Genomic DNA, 17,306 nt, shown 5'->3' with positions numbered 1-17,306 from the left:
GACGACGCCAAACGACTACAGAGAGTCACTACCCTGACCAACCAGGAGGCTCTCAATGAAATTCATGCTGATACGCCGTGCCGATGCCAACACCGAGAATGGCGCTATGCCATCCCAGGAGATGCTTGCCGCCATGGCTGCTTATAACCAGCGAATGATCGAGGCTGGCGTGTTTTTGAACGGCGATGGCTTACATCCGACCAGCGAAGGGTGCCTGATCCGTTTCAAAAACGGTGAGCCCACCATCATCCCCGGGCCTTTGTCTCCAGCCAGTGAGCGTATTGCCGGTTATAGCGTGCTCGAAGCCCCCTCTCTGCAGGCGGCCATTGAGTGGGCCCAACAGTGGCCCACCCAAGATGCCGATGGCAACGTGACCCTTGAGCTACGGCGCTACTTCTCGCTGGAGGATTTTGAGCCCGGCGCCGGAATTGAGCAGCACCGTAACCTTGCTCGTATACCGGATGCCATGAACGTGCACGTTGCCTTTCCCGGCACCTGCCGGGAAGCCATGCAGTTCTATGCCGATGTCACCGGAGGGCATCTGGAGTGCCTGTTGACCTATGCTGACACACCCGCCGCTGAACACATGCCGCCTGCTCTCCATGACCGCATTATCCATGCTTCGTTGAACCTACGTGGCCGTCGCTTAATGGGCGCCGATATGGCGGCTGACTGCTATACACCACCGCAAGGGATAGAGGTTCAATTGGAGTATCAGGATATCGAGCAGGCCGCACGAACCTTTGCTCAGCTAGCGGAGGGTGGAAAGATTGTCATGCCGTTCGAAGCGACCTTCTGGTCACCAGGGTTCGGCATGACGGTAGATCGTTTTGGCGTCGGCTGGATGGTAAACGTTCCGTCAGACAACTGCCCCTTGGCCACAGAAGGAGACTCCCCATGAAGTACGTTGCGCTGGTCTATTACCAAGAACAGATTATCAACGCCATGAGCGAACAGGCGTGGCACGACCTCAACCAAGAATGCATTGCTGGGGTTGAGCGCCTGAGCGCCAGCGGCCACTACCTGGCCGGGCAGCCATTACAACCGACGGAGACCGCCACCACCGTGCGTGTGCGCGATGGCGAGACGTTAATCTCCGATGGTCCCTTTGCGGAAACCAAGGAGCAGTTGGCCGGTTTCTACCTGCTCGAAGCCCACGACTTGAATGAGGCGCTGCAGCTGGCTAGCCGTATTCCACCCGCCCGGCTGGGCAGCATTGAGGTACGCCCCGTTCGAGAACTCCCCCCTAAAGCAGAATAAAACAGTAATAGGAGAACAGCCATGAGCAAGCTTACACACCCTTATGTAGATGGTTTCGTCGCTGCTGTGCCCAGCGCTAATAAAGATGAGTTTATTGAGCATGCCCGTGCCGCGGCCGTTGTTTTCAAGGAACACGGCGCACTGCGGGTCGTGGAGTGCTGGGGAGACGATGTCCCCGAAGGGGAAGTGACCTCCTTCACCATGGCGGTCAAGCGCAAGGATGACGAAAGCATCATCTTTTCCTGGATAGAGTGGCCATCGCGCAGCGTGCGCGATGAGGCCATGCCGAAAGTCATGCAAGACCCGCGCTTGCAGATGGACGTTAACCCGATGCCCTTTGATGGCAAGCGGCTCATCTTTGGCGGCTTTGAAAGCATCATTGATGAGTAAGCGCTACCCGTGGCCCGGAACTCACTACGACGCTTCCTGGGCCACATCCTCTGGCACCACACCTTCTTGAGCTACATCAGTAATCCGCCCTTCCACCTGGTAGAACACCTCTTTACGTTCCACCATATAGTCGCGCAGCATCTCCCAATCCGTATTGCCGACGATGGTGTTGCGCCCATCTTCATAGGCAGCGCCAAGTACCGTATGACCGTCGCCGCCAGCAGCGGTAAAGTTATTGGTGGCGATGATGTAAGTACGCTCGGGGTCAATCGCCTGCATTGCGCCTTCCTGGGCAACGCTTAGGCTAACCACCCGCTCGCCCGACGGCTCACCGCTGTCGTATATCAACTCTACGCCTGCCGACACCTGCAGAAAACCGCCGTCTTCGCCGGGTGCATTAGCCAGGGCGATCTCGAAGGTTTCCAGCAGCTCGGCGCCGGTGACATCAAGCAGCGTCAGGCGATTGCCAAATGGCTGCACGGCGATCAAATCACCCACAGACACATCCCCACTCTCAATCGCTTCACGGATGCCGCCGCTATTCTGAATCGCCATAACCGTGTCGGGTGCCACCTGCTGCGCAGCATGCAACTGGGCATCGGCGATTAAATTGCCCAGCGCTGTTTCATTGGCACGCACGCTCCGTTCATCGCCACGCCCATGGCGCGGGTTGGGTAGCGTGGAGATTACCTTGGCGCCGACCTGGGTATCCCGCAGTGTCTCAATCTCTGCGGTGTAGGATTCAAGCCGCTTGGCGGCATCAGCGTCCGCTTCCCGATCGTCGGCAGCGAGCAGTTCACCGCTGGCATCCACCACCACGCCGTTTTCGTCGAAGGTGACCTGCATAACGCCCAGATGCTGGCCATACTCGCCTGCCTGGCCAATCACCGTCGGTGATAGGAGCTTCTCACCAGCGCGGCTCTCGCTCAGCAGCCTGGGGGGCGACACTTGGGTATGGCTGTGACCACCAATAATAATGTCGATGCCTTCGACATGCTCTGCCAGCAGCAGGTCATTACCTACGCTGGGGTCACTGTCGTAGCCCAAGTGGGTAAGGGCAATAATCTTGTTAACGCCCTGCTCTTCAAAGCTTGCCACCATGGCTTCAGCCGCTTGGCGATAATCGCTGATGGTGACGTGGCCAGGGCTGGAAATCGTCTCACTGTCCTGAGTGCTTAACCCAAAGATGCCGATTGGCTCGCCGTTATGCTCAACGATCATGCCGTCATAAAGCGTCCCAGCCTGCGGCTCAGCGCTGACTGAATCACCCAACATGTCAGCAAACTCCGGGCCTGCGGAGAAGTCCAGATTCGCCCCTAAAATAGGAAACTCGGCGCCTGCGAAAAACGCCGCTAGCGCTTGGTGCCCCTGTTCCGGGTCACCCAAATCGAACTCATGGTTGCCGGGCACAAAGGCGTCGTAGCCCATTAAATTCATAAATTCGAGGGCATCCTGGCCTTGAAACTCTGTGAAGTAGAGCGTGCCTGTAAAGATATCACCGGCATCCAGCAGCAACCCTTCGCCAAAGCGCTCCTGCGCCTCATTCAGCATGGTAATTAGATAGGGGTACTGATCGGTACGCCCATGTAGATCGTTGGTGTGAAATAGCGTCAGGGTGTAGTTATCAGCAAAGGCAGGAGGAACGGTGGCAAATAGCGCTGTCCCTAGCGCCAAGCCATAGCGGTGAAAACGCATTTAAATGACTCCTTTCATAACAGTGTTCAGACACTTTAGCAGCAAAGATAGTCTACCAGCGACATTTCGTCTCCATGGTAAAAGTATTGCCTTACCCCCCTCTCCCTAAATTTATATTGAGAGGAATAACTCACCGAGAAAAAGAGCGCCTCTTTTAAGGCAGGCAAGTAAAGCATAAAATATAAAAACGCTAAAAACCGGTGTGGAGTTATCCACACCGGTAAAGATCGAAACATGCGAGCTAACTAAAAGCTAAAGAACTAATGCAAAAAACTAATGCAACACTACCGCTAACATCACTCTATTAATTAGAAGTGATAGCGAGCGCCTAATGCGTAGTACATATCTTCTTCGAAGTCATTAACAGCATCCAGGTTACGATCGTTCAGCTCAAGGAACATATCGAAATTGCTAGACAGCTTGTACATTGACCCTAGCGCCCAAGCGTTACGCTCATCGCTAGCGCCGTCTACGTCGATGTTGTAGTAATCGGCGAAGAACTTCCAGGAATCGATGGCGTACGTAGCACCAACGCCGATTTTATCGAAACCACCACCGTTAACATCGTCATCACCGCGGGTTTCATAACCTACACGAGCAGCGAAAGCATCTGTAACAGCAAACTCGCCCGTAGCGCCATAACGCACTTCACCGTTACCGCCACCACGTACCGTATCTTCCACATAGCCAAGCGCTAAACGAGCTGGGCCTGTTTCGTAGACAACACCACCCTGAGTGGCGATAACAGATCCTTCGGAAGTCTGCTCGGCTTCAGTCAAACCACGCTCAGAGAAGTGCTTGGCAGAAATAACCGCCTGAAAACCACTCATTTTAGGCGTTTTATAGCCAATAGAGTCGCCGCGTGCCTGGGTACCACCACCCGCAAACTCGTAGCCGCGCTCAACGTAAACATCGAACGGCGTCATCACGTAGTTATCGTAGAAACTGTTGTAGTTCCCGGCCATAAAGGTACCGAACTGCTGGCTTTCCAGGCCTAGGTAGCTGTTACGCACCTCATCGAAACCAGAGGATGTATTACGCTCATCACCCGTAAAACGCCACTCTACACGGGCGAATGCACGCAGGTCAGAGGAAATCTGGTGGCCAGCGGTAATCCGTAAACGCGAGCCGAAATTACGGAACTCTTCGCCGTTATCAACACCGTTGTCAACACCACCGCCTTCAAGACCCATAGCGATGCGACCATAGATTTCGAGATCGGTACCGTCTTGGTCATAAACGGTTGCTGCTTGTGCTGCAGAGGCTGCCAATAAACCGCTAACGGCTAGGGCCAGTGTCGTTTTTTTAAACATGATCGTTCCCATTGAAGTAGTTAATGCTTGCGCTTGCGAAGGCACAATGAAGGACGAATAACGCCTCAACACAGGGAACCTTAAAGGAGTTATGTTTCATTAATCTTAAAGTTTTATTTTTTGGGAACTTATTTTTTTATGCGCTATTAAATAAAACTGCCATCCAAATTTAACATTGAACTGATATTAGAACAGATGGCTGTAGCACTTTGTCTACTAGCCTATTTATTTAAGCGTGTCATCACTTATTCACCTGTTTGTCTCGGCAGTGTCATTCACCCCACCCACACTGAACGAAAACGTGATAAAGGGATGAATCGCTCATGCGGCTCTGCATCGTTAGTGAGACATGGTCACCGGACATCAATGGCGTTGCCCATACGCTGAGCCGGTTAAGCTATGAACTTAACCGGCAAGGAGTGCCGGTGGATGTGATCCGCCCTCGGCCACGATCTGCGGGTAATGCAACCGGTATTAACCGCGAGCTACAGGTGCAGCGCCTTGCCCTACCTGGCTACACCGATGTGCAGGTAGGGCTGGTTAGGCCCGTTACACTGCGCCGCTTTTGGCGCCAACATCGCCCCGATATCATCTATGTAGCGACCCAAGGCCCTCTCGGCTGGGCGGCACGCCAAGCGGCACGGCAACTCAATATCCCCCTGGTAGCGGGCTGGCACACCAACTTTGACCACTACTGTGAAGATTATGGCGTCAATTGGTTGGCCTCGACCACACGCCGCTACCTGCGCTACTTCCATAACGGCTGTGACCTAACGTTAGTGCCTACTCATCAGCAGGCTAAAGCACTGCAGCGTCAAGGGATTCGGGGGGTTCATGTGCTGTCACGCGGGCTGGATGGCGAGCGCTTTTCACCTGCCCACCGTGACCCTTCATTACGCGAACGCTGGGGAGTTAGCGAGCATCAGCCGGTGGCCCTTTACGTTGGCCGACTAGCCGCAGAAAAAAATCTCACCTTGCTCCATGAAAGCCTTCAAGCCATGCGTGAGGTGCGGCCCGATATCGCCCAAGTGATCGTCGGCGATGGCCCCGCACGGGCACAATTGGAAAAGGCGCTGCCCGATGCCCATTTCACCGGCTTCGTGGGGCAGGGATCGCTTGCTCGCCACTATGCCAGCGCCGACCTGTTTATTTTCCCCTCGCTTTCAGAAACCTGGGGCAATGTGGTGGCGGAAGCCATGGCCAGCGGCTTAGCCGTGGTGGCCTATGATCATGCAGCCAGCGCTGAGCTCATTAGCAGCGGCCACAACGGTGTCACCGTACCCGCTGGCAATAGCACCGCTTTTCAACAGGCAGCAGTTGAGTTGTGCCAACACCCAGCTGACTACGCTCGTTTAGGCCGAGTAGCGCGTTTACGCGCCCTTGAGCAGAGTTGGACAGGTATTGCCGAGCAGTTTTTGCGTTACTTACACCAAGCCCAGGAGGCTCATCATGCGCCCGCGTCCGCTTGTCGTATTCGATCGTCTTGACCTGCTGGAGTGGCAGTTCTGCCAGCGCATTGCGCGGCTATCGATCTACCGCCCCTGGCGAATCACGCTTCAGGCCGCCAGCCGCTTAGGCGATTGGCCTATTTGGGTGCTGCTGATTCTCGCCCAGCCCTGGCTTCAACCCAATGGCGCCTGGCGCGTACTGCAGTACAGCGTTATCGCTCTATTTGCCGTGGCGGTTTATCGACTGGTGAAAACTCGCTTATGCCGTGAGCGACCCTTCATTACCTATAGTGAAGGCATCGAGTGCTGTGAACCTGCCCGCGACCGTTACAGTTTTCCCAGCGGCCACACCATGCACGCGGTGATGTTTAGCGTCTTGGTCGCCGCCCACACGCCCTGGCTACTACCGGTGGTATTGCCATTAACGCTTCTAATAGCGGTCTCACGGGTAGGCTTAGGGCTGCACTATGTCAGCGATGTACTGGCAGGGGCAGCGATGGGCTACGCTTTTGCCTTGGCCAGCCTGTATTGGATGGGGTAAAGCGCGTCCTGCCCCCCCCCCCAATGGACAACCCTTTGATGGACAGCCGCGTGATAGACACCAGCGCAAAAACGCCCGCATAAGCGGGCGTTTTACTTTCAAGGCAGATAGTTAAACGTCGGGCGGCATGTCATCGCGTTCATCAATACTGGCCGTAAACGATGTCTTAAGCATCATATACACGCCCACGCCTGAAAACCCTAAGAACAAAACAAACATGCATAACATCAATGCCATCGCCATAATCTTGTCCCTGATCGTGCGCGGTCGTTACGTTGACGTTTTCTAACCGCTGCATTTTGGTTTCATCGAAGGATAGACCAAAATCACACTTTTTTCTGTACAAAAGCTGTGCAAAAACCAGAGCCTTATAGAAAGTACTTATCTATCAAATGATTATTTAAATCACACATGCGAAAAAACCACCTCACTTGCATGAGATGGTTGATTCGCATCGGTCCGCTCCCTGGTTTGATGAACAGCGCCTCCTTACGCTGCAACCAGTGAGTGGGCTAATTGTCCCTTAAACATCCTGTTCATTTTTCGGCTTCCTGCCTTCCATTTTGCTGTTAGCCCACTCACTCAGTTACTGGTGAAAAATGTTAACTCGACTAGCGTTAAGTGACTGAATTTAAAAATGACTTACTTTATTCATTTGCGAGTATTTACTTGGTTTCTTGCTGGATTCTACTTAGTAACTGCAGGCAATGAGCCAAATCATGCCAATAACGAATATAAACATTAAAAAACAACTACTTAAAACAATAAAAAGCGAATGACAAAGCACTCTCCACCTCTATTTTTCATGTATAGAAGTGGCACATGCGACATAAACATACGGTTTCGAGGCACACTGCTATGCTTCCTTGTGTTTAAACGTATTGAAAACCGTAGCGTATCGTCACGACAGAGGGTATTTTTGCTTTCTACTCCTTTCACTAACGGTATGCCTTCGAAGGAGGCTTTTATGAAACGCACTATCGCCCTCGGCTTCGTGATGGTGGTGACCCTGATGCTGGTCAGTGGCTGTAATACCATTCGCGGTGCGGGTGAAGACCTTCAACAGGGTGGCGAAGCTATCCAGCGTGCAGCGAGCTAACCGTTATGATGACCGTTTATCTATCCCATGGCCTTGAGAGCGGGCCAGGCGCACTGAAAACCCAAGCGATGAAAGGTGTTGCGCAAAAGCTGGATGACTGTGAGCCGGTGGTCATGGATTATCGAGGCATAGCAGAACCACAGCAGCGCCTTGAATACCTTCTGAGAGTATTAGCCGAGCGCGGAGATGATCCTGCCCAGTGTGTACTGGCAGGCTCCAGCTTGGGGGGTTGGCTAAGCGCGGCGGTTAGCGCTCAGCAGCCGGTGTTGGGCTGCTTTCTGCTGGCGCCTGCGTTGGGACTTGCCGACTATCCGGAAACGTCACCGGTTATTCAGGCGCAGCACAGCCATATTATTCACGGCTGGCGGGATGATGTGGTTGCCCCTGAACCGGTGATCGAACGTGCTCGTCTTCAGCGCCTATCGCTGCGGATGGTTGACGACGATCACCGCCTGCACGCGAGCCTGGAGACTATTTTATGTGATTTTGAGCGCTTCTTATGCCAGTGCGCCACGCCTAATCACTACGATTAGCAAGGCTAGTTAAAGCAAACATTCGACACGAGCACTTCAATCCTATACAAATAGTGTACAAGAGACATTGATAGCGAGGAGATTGCTCATGTTAGGTATGTTTAAGCGTGACCCCAAAAAGAAGCTTCAACAAGAGTATGAGCGCAAACTACAAGCCGCCATGGAGGCTTCACGCAATGGCGATATGCGTGCCAATGCCACACTTACTGAAGAAGCCGAAGCGTTACTTGCCGAAATCAGGCGCATTGAAGCGACACAATAACTGCCATAGACAACGCGGTTGCTGCCCAGCGTCACTTCGGCAGCCTACCCAAGCCCAGGGTAGTGGTGGCAGGATGAGCAGCCACTCACCAGTAGCGACTGCACTTTGCCCACCCCCACCACCCTAGCCGATGCGGTATATATACTCGCTGGCGACTAGGAGCCTGTCTGGCTTGGCCGATCGTCGCGAGAAGCACGAATTTTGAGCCAAATTTATCGATCGATTGAGGCGAATAGCGTGCTATTTAACGAAATCGATCGAATAAAGTTGGCCAAAATACCGGGATTCGCAGTAGATCAGTGTTAAGCCAGACAGGCTCCTAACGTTTACTCGTCAGCGAGTGCCGGTAGCAGTGTTTTCAGTTTACGCGTGAGCGTATTGCGCCCCCAGCCCAGCAGCTCGGCGGCTTCACCTTTGCGCCCGCCGGTATGTTTTAGCGCTGTCTCAATCAGAATCCGCTCAAAATCGGGCACCGCTTCTTCCAGTAGATGGGTATGGCCTTCGGCCAGGGCATGATCCGCCCAGTCACGAAACGCCGTGCGCCAATCGCCGTGGGCACTGCTTTCAGAAGCGCTGGGTGAACGCAGCTCCGGCGGTAGATCTTCAACCAGAATCTCACGCCCTGATGCCATCACGGTGAGCCAACGGCAGATATTTTCTAACTGCCGCACGTTGCCGGGCCACGGCAAACGCGTTAGGTGGGCTTCCGCTTCGCTGGTCAGCACCTTGATATCGGTCGTCAGCTCTTTCGCCGCTTCAGCTAAAAAGTGCCGCGTTAAACGAGGGATATCTTCGCGGCGCTCGGCAAGCTTGGGCAGGTGGATACGGATCACGTTCAGGCGGTGGAACAAATCCTCCCGGAAGCGGCCGTCATCCACCAACACTTCTAGGTTTTGGTGGGTGGCAGCAATAATGCGCACATCCACTTTGACCGGCGTATGCCCGCCAACGCGATAGAACTCTCCATCGGCCAGCACGCGCAGTAGCCGCGTTTGGGTTTCAGCGGGCATATCGCCTATTTCGTCTAAAAATAGCGTACCGCCGTTGGCTTGCTCAAACCGCCCCTGGCGCTGCTGGGTCGCCCCGGTAAAAGCCCCCTTCTCGTGACCAAACAGCTCAGACTCAATCAAATCACGGGGAATCGCCGCCATATTGAGGGCAATAAACGGCTTGCCCGCACGAGGGCTATGCTGATGGAGTGCCTGGGCAACGCGCTCTTTGCCGGTTCCCGACTCCCCATTAATCAACACCGTGATGTGGGAGTGTGAGAGGCGACCAATGGCCCGGAACACCTCCTGCATGGCGGGGGCTTCACCGATAATTTCGGCGTTCAAGCCTTCCGGCACGGTCACCGGACGCTGGCGTTCACGGGCGTGGGCCACGGCGCGGCGCACCAGCGCTAGGGCCTCATCAACATCGAACGGCTTGGGCAGGTATTCAAATGCCCCGCCCTGATACGAGGCCACGGCGCTGTCCAGGTCGGAGTGCGCGGTCATCACGATCACCGGCAGGTCAGGATGCGCTTCGCGTACCCGGGACATTAGATCCAGCCCATCGATACCCGGCATACGAATATCGGTGACCAGCACGTCGGGTGGATTTTCCAACAAACGTGTCAGGGCAACGTCGGCGCGCTCGATACACTCAACGTCAAGGTCGGGTTGCGCCAAGGCGCGCTCCAACACCCAGCGGATAGCGCGGTCATCATCGACAATGACCACCCGCGCAACATCATTACGTGCAGCCTCAGTCATGACGCTTCTCCGGTGAAATTAATAACCATGGGAATCAGTAAACGAAATTCGGTGTGTCCAGGACGTGAATCGCATTCAATCAATCCTTGATGCTGGTGCAAAATCGACTGGGCAATAGAGAGCCCAAGGCCGCTGCCTTCCGCGCGTCCCGACACCATGGGGTAAAACAGTGTTTCCTGCAGCGTATCGGGAATACCGGGGCCGTTATCGATCACGGCGACTTCACTGACCAGCCGGTGACGTTCGGCGCCAAGCGTAAACTGGCGACGGGCGCGGGTGCGTAGTATTAAAGTGGGCTCCGGCGTTTGTGCATCGCTCATGGCCTGTACCGCATTGCGCGCCACATTGAGCACCGCCTGAATCATTTGCGATTCATCGCCGGAAAGGTCGGGCAAACTGGGGTCGTAATCACGGCTGATTGTCACACTAGGGTGTTCGGCAATCAGCAGCGCCCGCACTCGCTCCAGCACCTTGTGGATGTTGACTGGCTCGTGTTTAAGCATCCGGTTAGGGCCGAGCATGGAGTCGACCAGGTCGCGCAGCCGATCCACCTCTTCAACAATGATATGGGTATATTCGCGCAGCGCCGGGTCGTCTAGATCACGCTCTAGTAGCTGTGCTGCCCCGCGAATGCCACCCAGCGGGTTTTTGACTTCATGGGCGAGCCCGCGGGCGAGCACCTTGATGGTCTCCTGGCGTGTGGTTAGCGCCTCTTCCCGGGAGATCTGCATCAGCCGATCCCGCGGCTCTACTTCCAGTAGCAGCTCATCGTCGGATAAGGGCGTCACCGTGTAGTCCACCGTGAGCGGTTCGCTATTCAACGGGGTAATGCGTGCTTCACGCTGGGTATAGGGGTGAAACGCATCCCGCGCCTTGGCCAATACTTCGTCAATGCTTACATCCCCGCCAAGTAGCGTATCCAGGCTGATGCCGTGAACACGGCTAAGGCTGACCGCTAACAACGCTTCAGCGGCAGGGTTCATCCATCGCACACGCAGTTCGCCGTCTAGCAGCAATACCGCTGTGGTGAGATGCTCAAGCAAACGCTGATGCATGGTGGTGTCCTGAAAAATCGCGTCTTCCATCGCCGATACAGACCTACAGGTGGATGATCAATGAGGGAGCTGCAAAAAGCGCGCCAACTATACGTTTATGTCCATTTGCACGGCTTGCGGGCATCGCAGCGAAAGAGCGCGAATCGTTTTAGCGCACTTGCCGTGCCAAATGCTCCTGCTCATGCACCACTTTAGTGCACCCAGGTTTTGGTAGGTAATACTTAGGGCTGTTTTTTTGATCGCGTTTATTAAAGCGCTCTTAAGGAACCGTAATCGTCACCGCTGCCGTGCGGTGCTGTAAACGCTGGCTGCTCTCCAGCATTCTGCCTGGATCTCGTGCCCCCTTGCGGCAGGCCCGTTAACCAGAAGACATCGCTGTGCAGCGCTTTCTGGCTAATCTCGCCATTCACCAACAGCCGTACCTGATGGTCGTCGCGCAACGGTGGCGCAATAACCACCTCCACCACGGTCATTCCCTCTTCCACCTGTGCGCCTTGCTGGGGCAGAGCGATCGAAAAGTGATCGTAGAGCATTAAAGGACTGCTCTGGGTTATCGGTAAAGGTAACGTTGCCGTGCTGATCGGTCACCCGGTAAACCGCCTGCCCGAACGCCGTGCCACCCACTACCCCACGCCCAAGAGAGCTACCAGCACACTGCTCATCGCCCCTCTGGCACGCTTCTCAGCCTCCCAGCAATAAAAAAACCCCGCCGTAGCGGGGTTCTATTGGCAATCATTGTTACCACCGCCTGGCTGATAGTAACAGCCAGAGGCGAGGAACGCTGATTAGCAGCTGTGCTTAACAGCTGTACTTAACAACTGTAGTACATATCAAACTCGATGGGGTGAGTGGTCATACGAATACGCTCCACTTCTTCCATCTTGAGGTCGATGTAGGCATCGATCATTTCGTCGGTGAACACGCCACCTTCGGTCAAGAACGCACGGTCAGCGTCGAGGGCTTCCAGTGCTTGATCCAGGCTGTGCGCCACAGTCGGTACTGACTTGCCTTCTTCTGGCGGCAGGTCGTACAGGTTTTTGTCCATGGCATCGCCAGGGTGGATCTTGTTTTTGATACCGTCGATACCCGCCATCAACATGGCAGAGAACGCCAGGTAAGGGTTGGCAGTCGGATCAGGGAAGCGCGCTTCCACACGCTTGCCTTTCGGGCTGGCGGTGTAAGGAATACGGATTGAAGCCGAACGGTTGCGGGCACTGTAGGCCAGCATGACCGGCGCTTCAAAGCCAGGCACCAGACGCTTGTACGAGTTGGTAGAAGCGTTAGTAAAGGCGTTCAGGGCACGGGCGTGCTTGATGATGCCGCCGATGTAAAAAAGCGCCATTTCAGACAAACCAGCGTACTCGTCACCGGCGAACTGGTTGTTGCCATCTTTCCAGAAAGACTGGTGAACGTGCATACCCGAACCGTTATCACCGACCAGCGGCTTCGGCATAAAGGTGGCCGTTTTGCCATACGCGTGGGCCACGTTGTGGATCACGTACTTCATTTCCTGAACTTCGTCAGCTTTCTTCACCAGCGTGTTGAACTTAACGCCGATTTCGTTCTGACCTGCGTTGGAAACCTCGTGGTGGTGTACCTCGACGGTCTGACCAATCGCTTCCAGGGTATTACACATTGCGCCACGAATATCGTGGAAGCTATCGACCGGAGGAACCGGGAAGTAGCCGCCTTTAACGCGCGGGCGGTGGCCAAGGTTGCCGCCTTCCACGACACTGTCGGTTGCCCAAGCGCCTTCGTCGGAGGTGATTTTGTACATGGAGCCCTGGATATCAGACTTCCAATGCACTTCGTCAAAGATAAAGAATTCAGGCTCAGGGCCGAAGAACGCGGTGTCGCCCAGGCCAGTAGACTGCAGGTAAGCTTCTGCGCGCTTAGCGATAGAGCGCGGGTCACGATCATAGCCCTGCATAGTGGCCGGCTCGATGATGTCACAGCGCAGCACCAGCGTCGCATCTTCGGTGAAGGGGTCGAGGTAACCCGTACCATCTTCCGGGCGCAGAATCATGTCGGATTCGTTAATGCCCTTCCAACCTTCAATAGAAGAGCCATCGAACATTTGGCCATTCTCGAAGAATTCTTCGTCTACATCGCGCGCAGGCACGGTCACGTGCTGTTCTTTACCGCGAGTGTCGGTGAAACGCAGGTCTACCCATTTAACATCGTGTTCTTCAATTAGCGCGAGAGTCTTGGCTGACATAGTGTCCTCCGGTATGAGCGTGGCTTAAAGCTAACGACAGTAAGCTACCGATAAAAGTGTTGTTCGACAAAATACGTGCTAAACCGCACGTTTGTCATTCTTGTTCGCTCAACGTTTGCCTGACATTGGTTAACAAATCGCTCAGCGAGCATTTCAGACCGGCTATCGTTTTAGCACGCCGCAGGGCTTATGCCTACGGCCCGCTAGCCGCTTGCAAATACAATGCAGAGAACATGCCAACACTGCACCAATATGGCATAAAAAAACAACAACTATCTGTTTTATAAACATTAAAAAATGGCTTCGAATGCCTCTTGATGACGCATAACGGCGCAACAGGCTGTTCTGAACCGTCAAAAAAACCTCTTATGCACCAAAATAGAACAAAAATAATGCCGAGCGCCCCATCAAAGTGCACAAGTCATACTTAGCGCTGTTTTTTAGCTCGCAAATTTTTTTACTTGCTACGCAAATAAACCAGCTACTACAATAAATTACAATTTGATAGATTTGCTCACAATCGGAGTCGGCAAATGGGATCGGTCTGCTTTATCGTTGATGCCATGGTGACGGGTGAAATGTTGCCACGCCACTTAAAATCCATACGTGAATCCGGTGTCGCCGACCACTTGCTGCCCATTTTGGTGACAGCCACTCAAGCGCAAGCACGCCTGAGTGCTATTGAACAGCGCTACCATGCTCATTCGCTGATTACACCATCAAGGCCGCTGGGGGCTCGCTTGAATAAAGCCGCGTTTACCAGCCAAGCAGAGTGGCTCATCATTGCGCTACAGAAAAAACCACTGCCTGCGGAGCTTTGGTGTGCACTCTATTCACAGCTCAACACTTACACCCTTGACGCCTTGATTATTGGCCTCACCCGGCCATCGCTGTCGGAACGCATCCTGCGGCGCTTATTGGCCAGTGCTTTACTTTTGCCGCCCTACATTGCCGTGAGGCGAGCCTGGCTAGAACGCTTGGGTGGGTTTGACCCTGAGCTGGACGATAACAGCGCGATCGACGATTTTCTGCAACGTTTACACGCTTGCCCTACGCGTTTAAAAACCTACAACGGAAACCTGCTTAGACTAACGAAAGAGCCAGAAAACCCTTTTCTGGCTAACGCCCCGGTTACGGCTTTCACTCCACGCCCATGATGCGTTTTCTACCGATATCATCCACAGATACCATCCACCGCCACTCTCTGACTAACTTACCTTTAGTCGCTTGCCGAACAGCATGGCGCCCAGTGTCGTGGTATTGGCGAGCTTATTAAGCCCCACTGACCCCACCACACCAACCGCCATAAGCGCCAGTGCATACACGCCAATGGGCAACGACAACGGCTCGACAGCCAGATCAGCGAGCACAAAGAACATGGGGTGAGCCAAGTAAATGCCAAACGAATACGCATTAATGTGGCGCACCCACAAAGGCGCAGGACGCCCGGCCAAGTAGCGCATGGCACACAGCGTGAACAGCACGAAGAAAGGAATGACCCACACCTCTTTGGAAGAGAAGGCCAGCCAACCTGCAAAGGTCGCGGCAATAATCAGCGCCACCATTAGCACCAACCAGACCGGGCGGGCCATTTGCTGCATCCAGGCAGGCCGCGCCAGCATCACGCTCTCAGGGGGTAGCGGGTAGTAGCGCACCAGCACCAGGGCAAGAAAAAACACATAGATCCAACCCAGTGGAGCAATCCACAGCAGATAGCCGGGCAGGTCAACCTCAAACCAGTAAGCCAACCCCCAATACGCCATGCTGATCACACAAGCGCCCCACAGCCACGGCACCGGGTTCAAACGCCACAGCTGCCAACGGGTAAACAGCCAATAGGCCACATAAAACTGCATCGCAATAATCAAAAAATAGCCATGCCAGCCCGCGTACACATAATACTCAATGGCGTTGGCCACGAACCCCACCGGTTCATCCGATGGCTGTTGGCTTAGCCATTCAGCCGTCGAATAAATAAAGCCATACACAAAATAGGGCACCATTACATACTTCACGCGCTGGGCAAGGAACCCTTCCGGCACGGATTTATCGTAGCGAACGGCAAACACAAAGACCGCAATAAACAGGAAAATCGGGGTACCCAACACCAGCGGTATGCGCATCAAATCGGTGGCAACGTTATCGAGGCGCTGATTGACATGATCTAGTAAGTGAAACAAAAAAACGGCTATACAGCCGTAAGCACGCAACCAATAGATCTCTTCAATTTTGCGCATTGGGCCTCCCGCCTCGACCTACTCCTACCCTGGCATTTTGCATGGCGATGATGAATGACTATGCTAACTGACTGTCTTATATGGCTATGATGAACAATAAAAGCCTTCGCGCTGTCCGACCCCATTGAACAGTTTTAATTCCCGGAGGAAACGTGTTCATCCCCAAGCCACCAGTATTCTCGTACCGATTTCACGCCCTACTTACGGCATTTATTGGCTGGCTAACGTTCAGTGGCCATAGCTTAGCCAGCGAGGTTGAACACCATCAGTTTTTCTCGCCCACGCTAGGTTACGACTACCCCTACAGTATTTATTTACCCGACAATTATGACGCCCAAGCGACAGACGCGTATCCGGTCGTTTATATGCTGCACGGCTCATTTAACACTGACCGCGACTGGGTTTCTCGCGGCAACTTGCAGCAGGTGGCGGATAGGTTAATCGCTGCCGGGCATATTCCTCCGGCCGTTTTCATTATGCCCGGCAGTCGCAGTTGGTGGGTAGATGGCCACAACGAACCCGCCCGCAGCGCATTTTTTAACGACCTAATGCCACATGTGGAAGCAACCTATCGCGTGGGACAAGAGCGCCACCTGCGTGGCGTGGCAGGCTATTCCGCTGGCGGTTACGGCGCACTCAACTTTGCCCTGGAACGGCCTGAACTGTTTGCCGCGGTAGCCGCGCTAAGCCCCGCCAGCTACGTCCCCCTGCCGCCGCGTAACTCCACCGCCTGGCGCCACCCCTCATTTATCAATGACCAGGGCCGATTTGATCGCGAGCTGTGGCAAAACCTTAACTACACCAACTATTTGGAAGAGTATCGCCTGCGCGTAACCCCTCGCGGTACCGAAGATGAGGGCGACCTTTCCCCCGTACCGCTGTATATCAGCGCCGGGCGTAGCGACGTTTATGATGCTGAATTTCACGCCCGCATACTGCGTCAAGCCATGGAACGCATCCAGCCCAACGATGTGCGCCTCGACCTCTACCCCGGTGGCCATACATGGAAAGTATGGCGCGCCAGCCTACCGGCAGCGCTAAACTTTCTCTTTCAATACGTGGGACAAGAAAACAGCCCAGAGGATACATAACCCCGTTGAAGGCACTACACTGAAACAACACATATCACGCCACTCAACAAGGCAAGGAAGACAGCGATGCATCAGCATATCGAATGGGATGAACCCGGCAACGCCAGTGTTATGCAGTACTTTAAAAAACACCCGGATCAAAGCAGCCAACCCGACCCAGGCGATATTATTTCCGCCCGCTACCAAGGCGCCATGGTGCGCGTCAAAGTAGAAGCCTACCGAGAAGATGACGCCGTCAGCATCGGCGAAGTAGCCGCGATCATCGATACCCACGGCGGCCGCCACCAAAGCCACAACAAGCTGGAAGTCGGCCACATCGTCCGGGTACCCGACGACAAACGCGCGATGGAAAAATGGGGAGACGACGAAACATAAGCATGAAGAGTGGCGCGGTTCTCGATACAGCGTTA

Annotated in this window: 18 protein-coding genes; 11 read left to right on the top strand and 7 right to left on the bottom strand. The window is 54.2% G+C overall.

Features of this window, described 5'->3' with window-relative positions; genetic code table 11:
- The first annotated feature begins 55 nt into the window (after positions 1-55).
- The 3 genes from LMS44_RS01300 to LMS44_RS01290 are packed head-to-tail and all read left to right on the top strand — an operon-like array spanning position 56 to position 1,650.
- Entirely contained in the window at positions 56-901 is an 846-nt protein-coding gene (locus LMS44_RS01300; RefSeq protein WP_138800157.1) for a YciI family protein, read from the top strand.
- Positions 898-1,260: a YciI family protein gene (locus LMS44_RS01295; RefSeq protein WP_138800156.1), complete on the top strand. Its 363-nt coding sequence runs from the start codon at positions 898-900 to the stop codon at positions 1,258-1,260. Before LMS44_RS01300 ends, LMS44_RS01295 begins: the two co-directional genes overlap by 4 nt.
- A gap of 21 nt (positions 1,261-1,281) precedes the next feature.
- A complete protein-coding gene (locus tag LMS44_RS01290; RefSeq protein ID WP_022520789.1) occupies positions 1,282-1,650 on the top strand; it encodes a DUF1428 domain-containing protein in 369 nt (122 codons plus the stop codon).
- 24 nt (positions 1,651-1,674) lie between these two features.
- On the opposite strand, the gene LMS44_RS01285 is transcribed toward LMS44_RS01290, so the two are convergent.
- Both LMS44_RS01285 and LMS44_RS01280 read right to left on the bottom strand, forming a co-directional pair.
- Positions 1,675-3,345 carry a bifunctional metallophosphatase/5'-nucleotidase gene (locus LMS44_RS01285; protein WP_278371719.1) on the bottom strand — a complete coding sequence of 557 codons (1,671 nt, stop codon included), beginning with the start codon at positions 3,343-3,345 and terminating at the stop codon, positions 1,675-1,677.
- A 308-nt stretch (positions 3,346-3,653) separates the two neighbouring features.
- Positions 3,654-4,658, bottom strand: a complete 1,005-nt coding sequence (locus LMS44_RS01280; protein ID WP_022520796.1) for a porin — start codon at positions 4,656-4,658, stop codon at positions 3,654-3,656.
- A gap of 323 nt (positions 4,659-4,981) precedes the next feature.
- Between LMS44_RS01280 and LMS44_RS01275 the strand changes: the two genes are divergently transcribed.
- The 5 genes from LMS44_RS01275 (at position 4,982) to LMS44_RS01255 (ending at position 8,541) form a co-directional block, all read left to right on the top strand.
- Positions 4,982-6,145 (top strand): glycosyltransferase family 4 protein, encoded by a 1,164-nt coding sequence (locus LMS44_RS01275; protein ID WP_022520797.1) that lies wholly within the window; start codon positions 4,982-4,984, stop codon positions 6,143-6,145.
- Entirely contained in the window at positions 6,108-6,647 is a 540-nt protein-coding gene (locus tag LMS44_RS01270; RefSeq protein WP_022520798.1) for a phosphatase PAP2 family protein, read from the top strand. The genes LMS44_RS01275 and LMS44_RS01270 overlap by 38 nt, the downstream gene beginning before the upstream one ends.
- A gap of 967 nt (positions 6,648-7,614) precedes the next feature.
- On the top strand, positions 7,615-7,746 hold the full coding sequence (locus LMS44_RS01265; RefSeq protein WP_027958157.1) for an entericidin A/B family lipoprotein: 132 nt from the start codon (positions 7,615-7,617) through the stop codon (positions 7,744-7,746).
- A gap of 5 nt (positions 7,747-7,751) precedes the next feature.
- On the top strand, positions 7,752-8,279 hold the full coding sequence (locus LMS44_RS01260; RefSeq protein WP_027958156.1) for a YqiA/YcfP family alpha/beta fold hydrolase: 528 nt from the start codon (positions 7,752-7,754) through the stop codon (positions 8,277-8,279).
- Positions 8,280-8,367: 88 nt separating this feature from the next.
- Complete coding sequence (locus LMS44_RS01255) at positions 8,368-8,541, top strand: DUF6435 family protein (RefSeq protein ID WP_007111925.1); 174 nt, start codon at positions 8,368-8,370, stop codon at positions 8,539-8,541.
- Between the two features lie 326 nt (positions 8,542-8,867).
- Here LMS44_RS01255 and ntrC read toward each other — a convergent pair whose 3' ends face one another.
- From ntrC to glnA, 4 genes are all read right to left on the bottom strand, one after another.
- The gene (ntrC, locus tag LMS44_RS01250) at positions 8,868-10,295 is read right to left on the bottom strand and encodes a nitrogen regulation protein NR(I) (RefSeq protein ID WP_022520802.1); all 1,428 of its coding nucleotides are present in this window, start codon (positions 10,293-10,295) and stop codon (positions 8,868-8,870) included.
- A complete protein-coding gene (gene glnL, locus LMS44_RS01245) occupies positions 10,292-11,350 on the bottom strand; it encodes a nitrogen regulation protein NR(II) (protein ID WP_027958155.1) in 1,059 nt (352 codons plus the stop codon). The genes ntrC and glnL overlap by 4 nt, the downstream gene beginning before the upstream one ends.
- Positions 11,351-11,598: 248 nt before the next feature.
- Positions 11,599-11,883, bottom strand: a complete 285-nt coding sequence (locus tag LMS44_RS01240; RefSeq protein WP_278371726.1) for a hypothetical protein — start codon at positions 11,881-11,883, stop codon at positions 11,599-11,601.
- A 278-nt stretch (positions 11,884-12,161) separates the two neighbouring features.
- Positions 12,162-13,568 (bottom strand): glutamate--ammonia ligase, encoded by a 1,407-nt coding sequence (gene glnA, locus LMS44_RS01235; RefSeq protein ID WP_022520804.1) that lies wholly within the window; start codon positions 13,566-13,568, stop codon positions 12,162-12,164.
- A 533-nt stretch (positions 13,569-14,101) separates the two neighbouring features.
- Here glnA and LMS44_RS01230 point away from each other — a divergent pair.
- Positions 14,102-14,725, top strand: a complete 624-nt coding sequence (locus tag LMS44_RS01230) for a hypothetical protein (RefSeq protein WP_022520805.1) — start codon at positions 14,102-14,104, stop codon at positions 14,723-14,725.
- A gap of 51 nt (positions 14,726-14,776) precedes the next feature.
- On the opposite strand, the gene LMS44_RS01225 is transcribed toward LMS44_RS01230, so the two are convergent.
- Positions 14,777-15,805 (bottom strand): acyltransferase family protein, encoded by a 1,029-nt coding sequence (locus LMS44_RS01225; RefSeq protein ID WP_009288118.1) that lies wholly within the window; start codon positions 15,803-15,805, stop codon positions 14,777-14,779.
- A gap of 152 nt (positions 15,806-15,957) precedes the next feature.
- On the opposite strand from LMS44_RS01225, the gene LMS44_RS01220 reads away from it, so the two are divergent.
- Entirely contained in the window at positions 15,958-16,896 is a 939-nt protein-coding gene (locus tag LMS44_RS01220; RefSeq protein WP_022520807.1) for an alpha/beta hydrolase, read from the top strand.
- Between the two features lie 66 nt (positions 16,897-16,962).
- On the top strand, positions 16,963-17,271 hold the full coding sequence (locus LMS44_RS01215; protein ID WP_159175926.1) for a hypothetical protein: 309 nt from the start codon (positions 16,963-16,965) through the stop codon (positions 17,269-17,271).
- The last annotated feature ends 35 nt before the right edge of the window (positions 17,272-17,306 follow it).

The organism is Halomonas profundus (assembly GCF_020865425.1).
GTDB classification, from domain to species: domain Bacteria; phylum Pseudomonadota; class Gammaproteobacteria; order Pseudomonadales; family Halomonadaceae; genus Vreelandella; species Vreelandella titanicae.
The sequence above is the reverse complement of the archived record's forward strand: the minus strand, read 5'-3'. Positions and strand labels throughout refer to the sequence as shown.

Coding starts and splice junctions, on each gene's coding strand:
- LMS44_RS01270 (WP_022520798.1), top strand. CDS start 6,108: ATGCGCCCGCGTCCGCTTGTCGTATTCGATCGTCTTGACCTGCTGGAG.
- LMS44_RS01275 (WP_022520797.1), top strand. CDS start 4,982: ATGCGGCTCTGCATCGTTAGTGAGACATGGTCACCGGACATCAATGGC.
- ntrC (WP_022520802.1), bottom strand. CDS start 10,295: ATGACTGAGGCTGCACGTAATGATGTTGCGCGGGTGGTCATTGTCGAT.
- LMS44_RS01290 (WP_022520789.1), top strand. CDS start 1,282: ATGAGCAAGCTTACACACCCTTATGTAGATGGTTTCGTCGCTGCTGTG.
- LMS44_RS01300 (WP_138800157.1), top strand. CDS start 56: ATGAAATTCATGCTGATACGCCGTGCCGATGCCAACACCGAGAATGGC.
- glnA (WP_022520804.1), bottom strand. CDS start 13,568: ATGTCAGCCAAGACTCTCGCGCTAATTGAAGAACACGATGTTAAATGG.
- LMS44_RS01230 (WP_022520805.1), top strand. CDS start 14,102: ATGGGATCGGTCTGCTTTATCGTTGATGCCATGGTGACGGGTGAAATG.
- LMS44_RS01225 (WP_009288118.1), bottom strand. CDS start 15,805: ATGCGCAAAATTGAAGAGATCTATTGGTTGCGTGCTTACGGCTGTATA.
- LMS44_RS01255 (WP_007111925.1), top strand. CDS start 8,368: ATGTTAGGTATGTTTAAGCGTGACCCCAAAAAGAAGCTTCAACAAGAG.
- LMS44_RS01240 (WP_278371726.1), bottom strand. CDS start 11,883: ATGCTCTACGATCACTTTTCGATCGCTCTGCCCCAGCAAGGCGCACAG.
- LMS44_RS01215 (WP_159175926.1), top strand. CDS start 16,963: ATGCATCAGCATATCGAATGGGATGAACCCGGCAACGCCAGTGTTATG.
- LMS44_RS01285 (WP_278371719.1), bottom strand. CDS start 3,345: ATGCGTTTTCACCGCTATGGCTTGGCGCTAGGGACAGCGCTATTTGCC.
- glnL (WP_027958155.1), bottom strand. CDS start 11,350: ATGCATCAGCGTTTGCTTGAGCATCTCACCACAGCGGTATTGCTGCTA.
- LMS44_RS01265 (WP_027958157.1), top strand. CDS start 7,615: ATGAAACGCACTATCGCCCTCGGCTTCGTGATGGTGGTGACCCTGATG.
- LMS44_RS01280 (WP_022520796.1), bottom strand. CDS start 4,658: ATGTTTAAAAAAACGACACTGGCCCTAGCCGTTAGCGGTTTATTGGCA.
- LMS44_RS01260 (WP_027958156.1), top strand. CDS start 7,752: ATGATGACCGTTTATCTATCCCATGGCCTTGAGAGCGGGCCAGGCGCA.
- LMS44_RS01295 (WP_138800156.1), top strand. CDS start 898: ATGAAGTACGTTGCGCTGGTCTATTACCAAGAACAGATTATCAACGCC.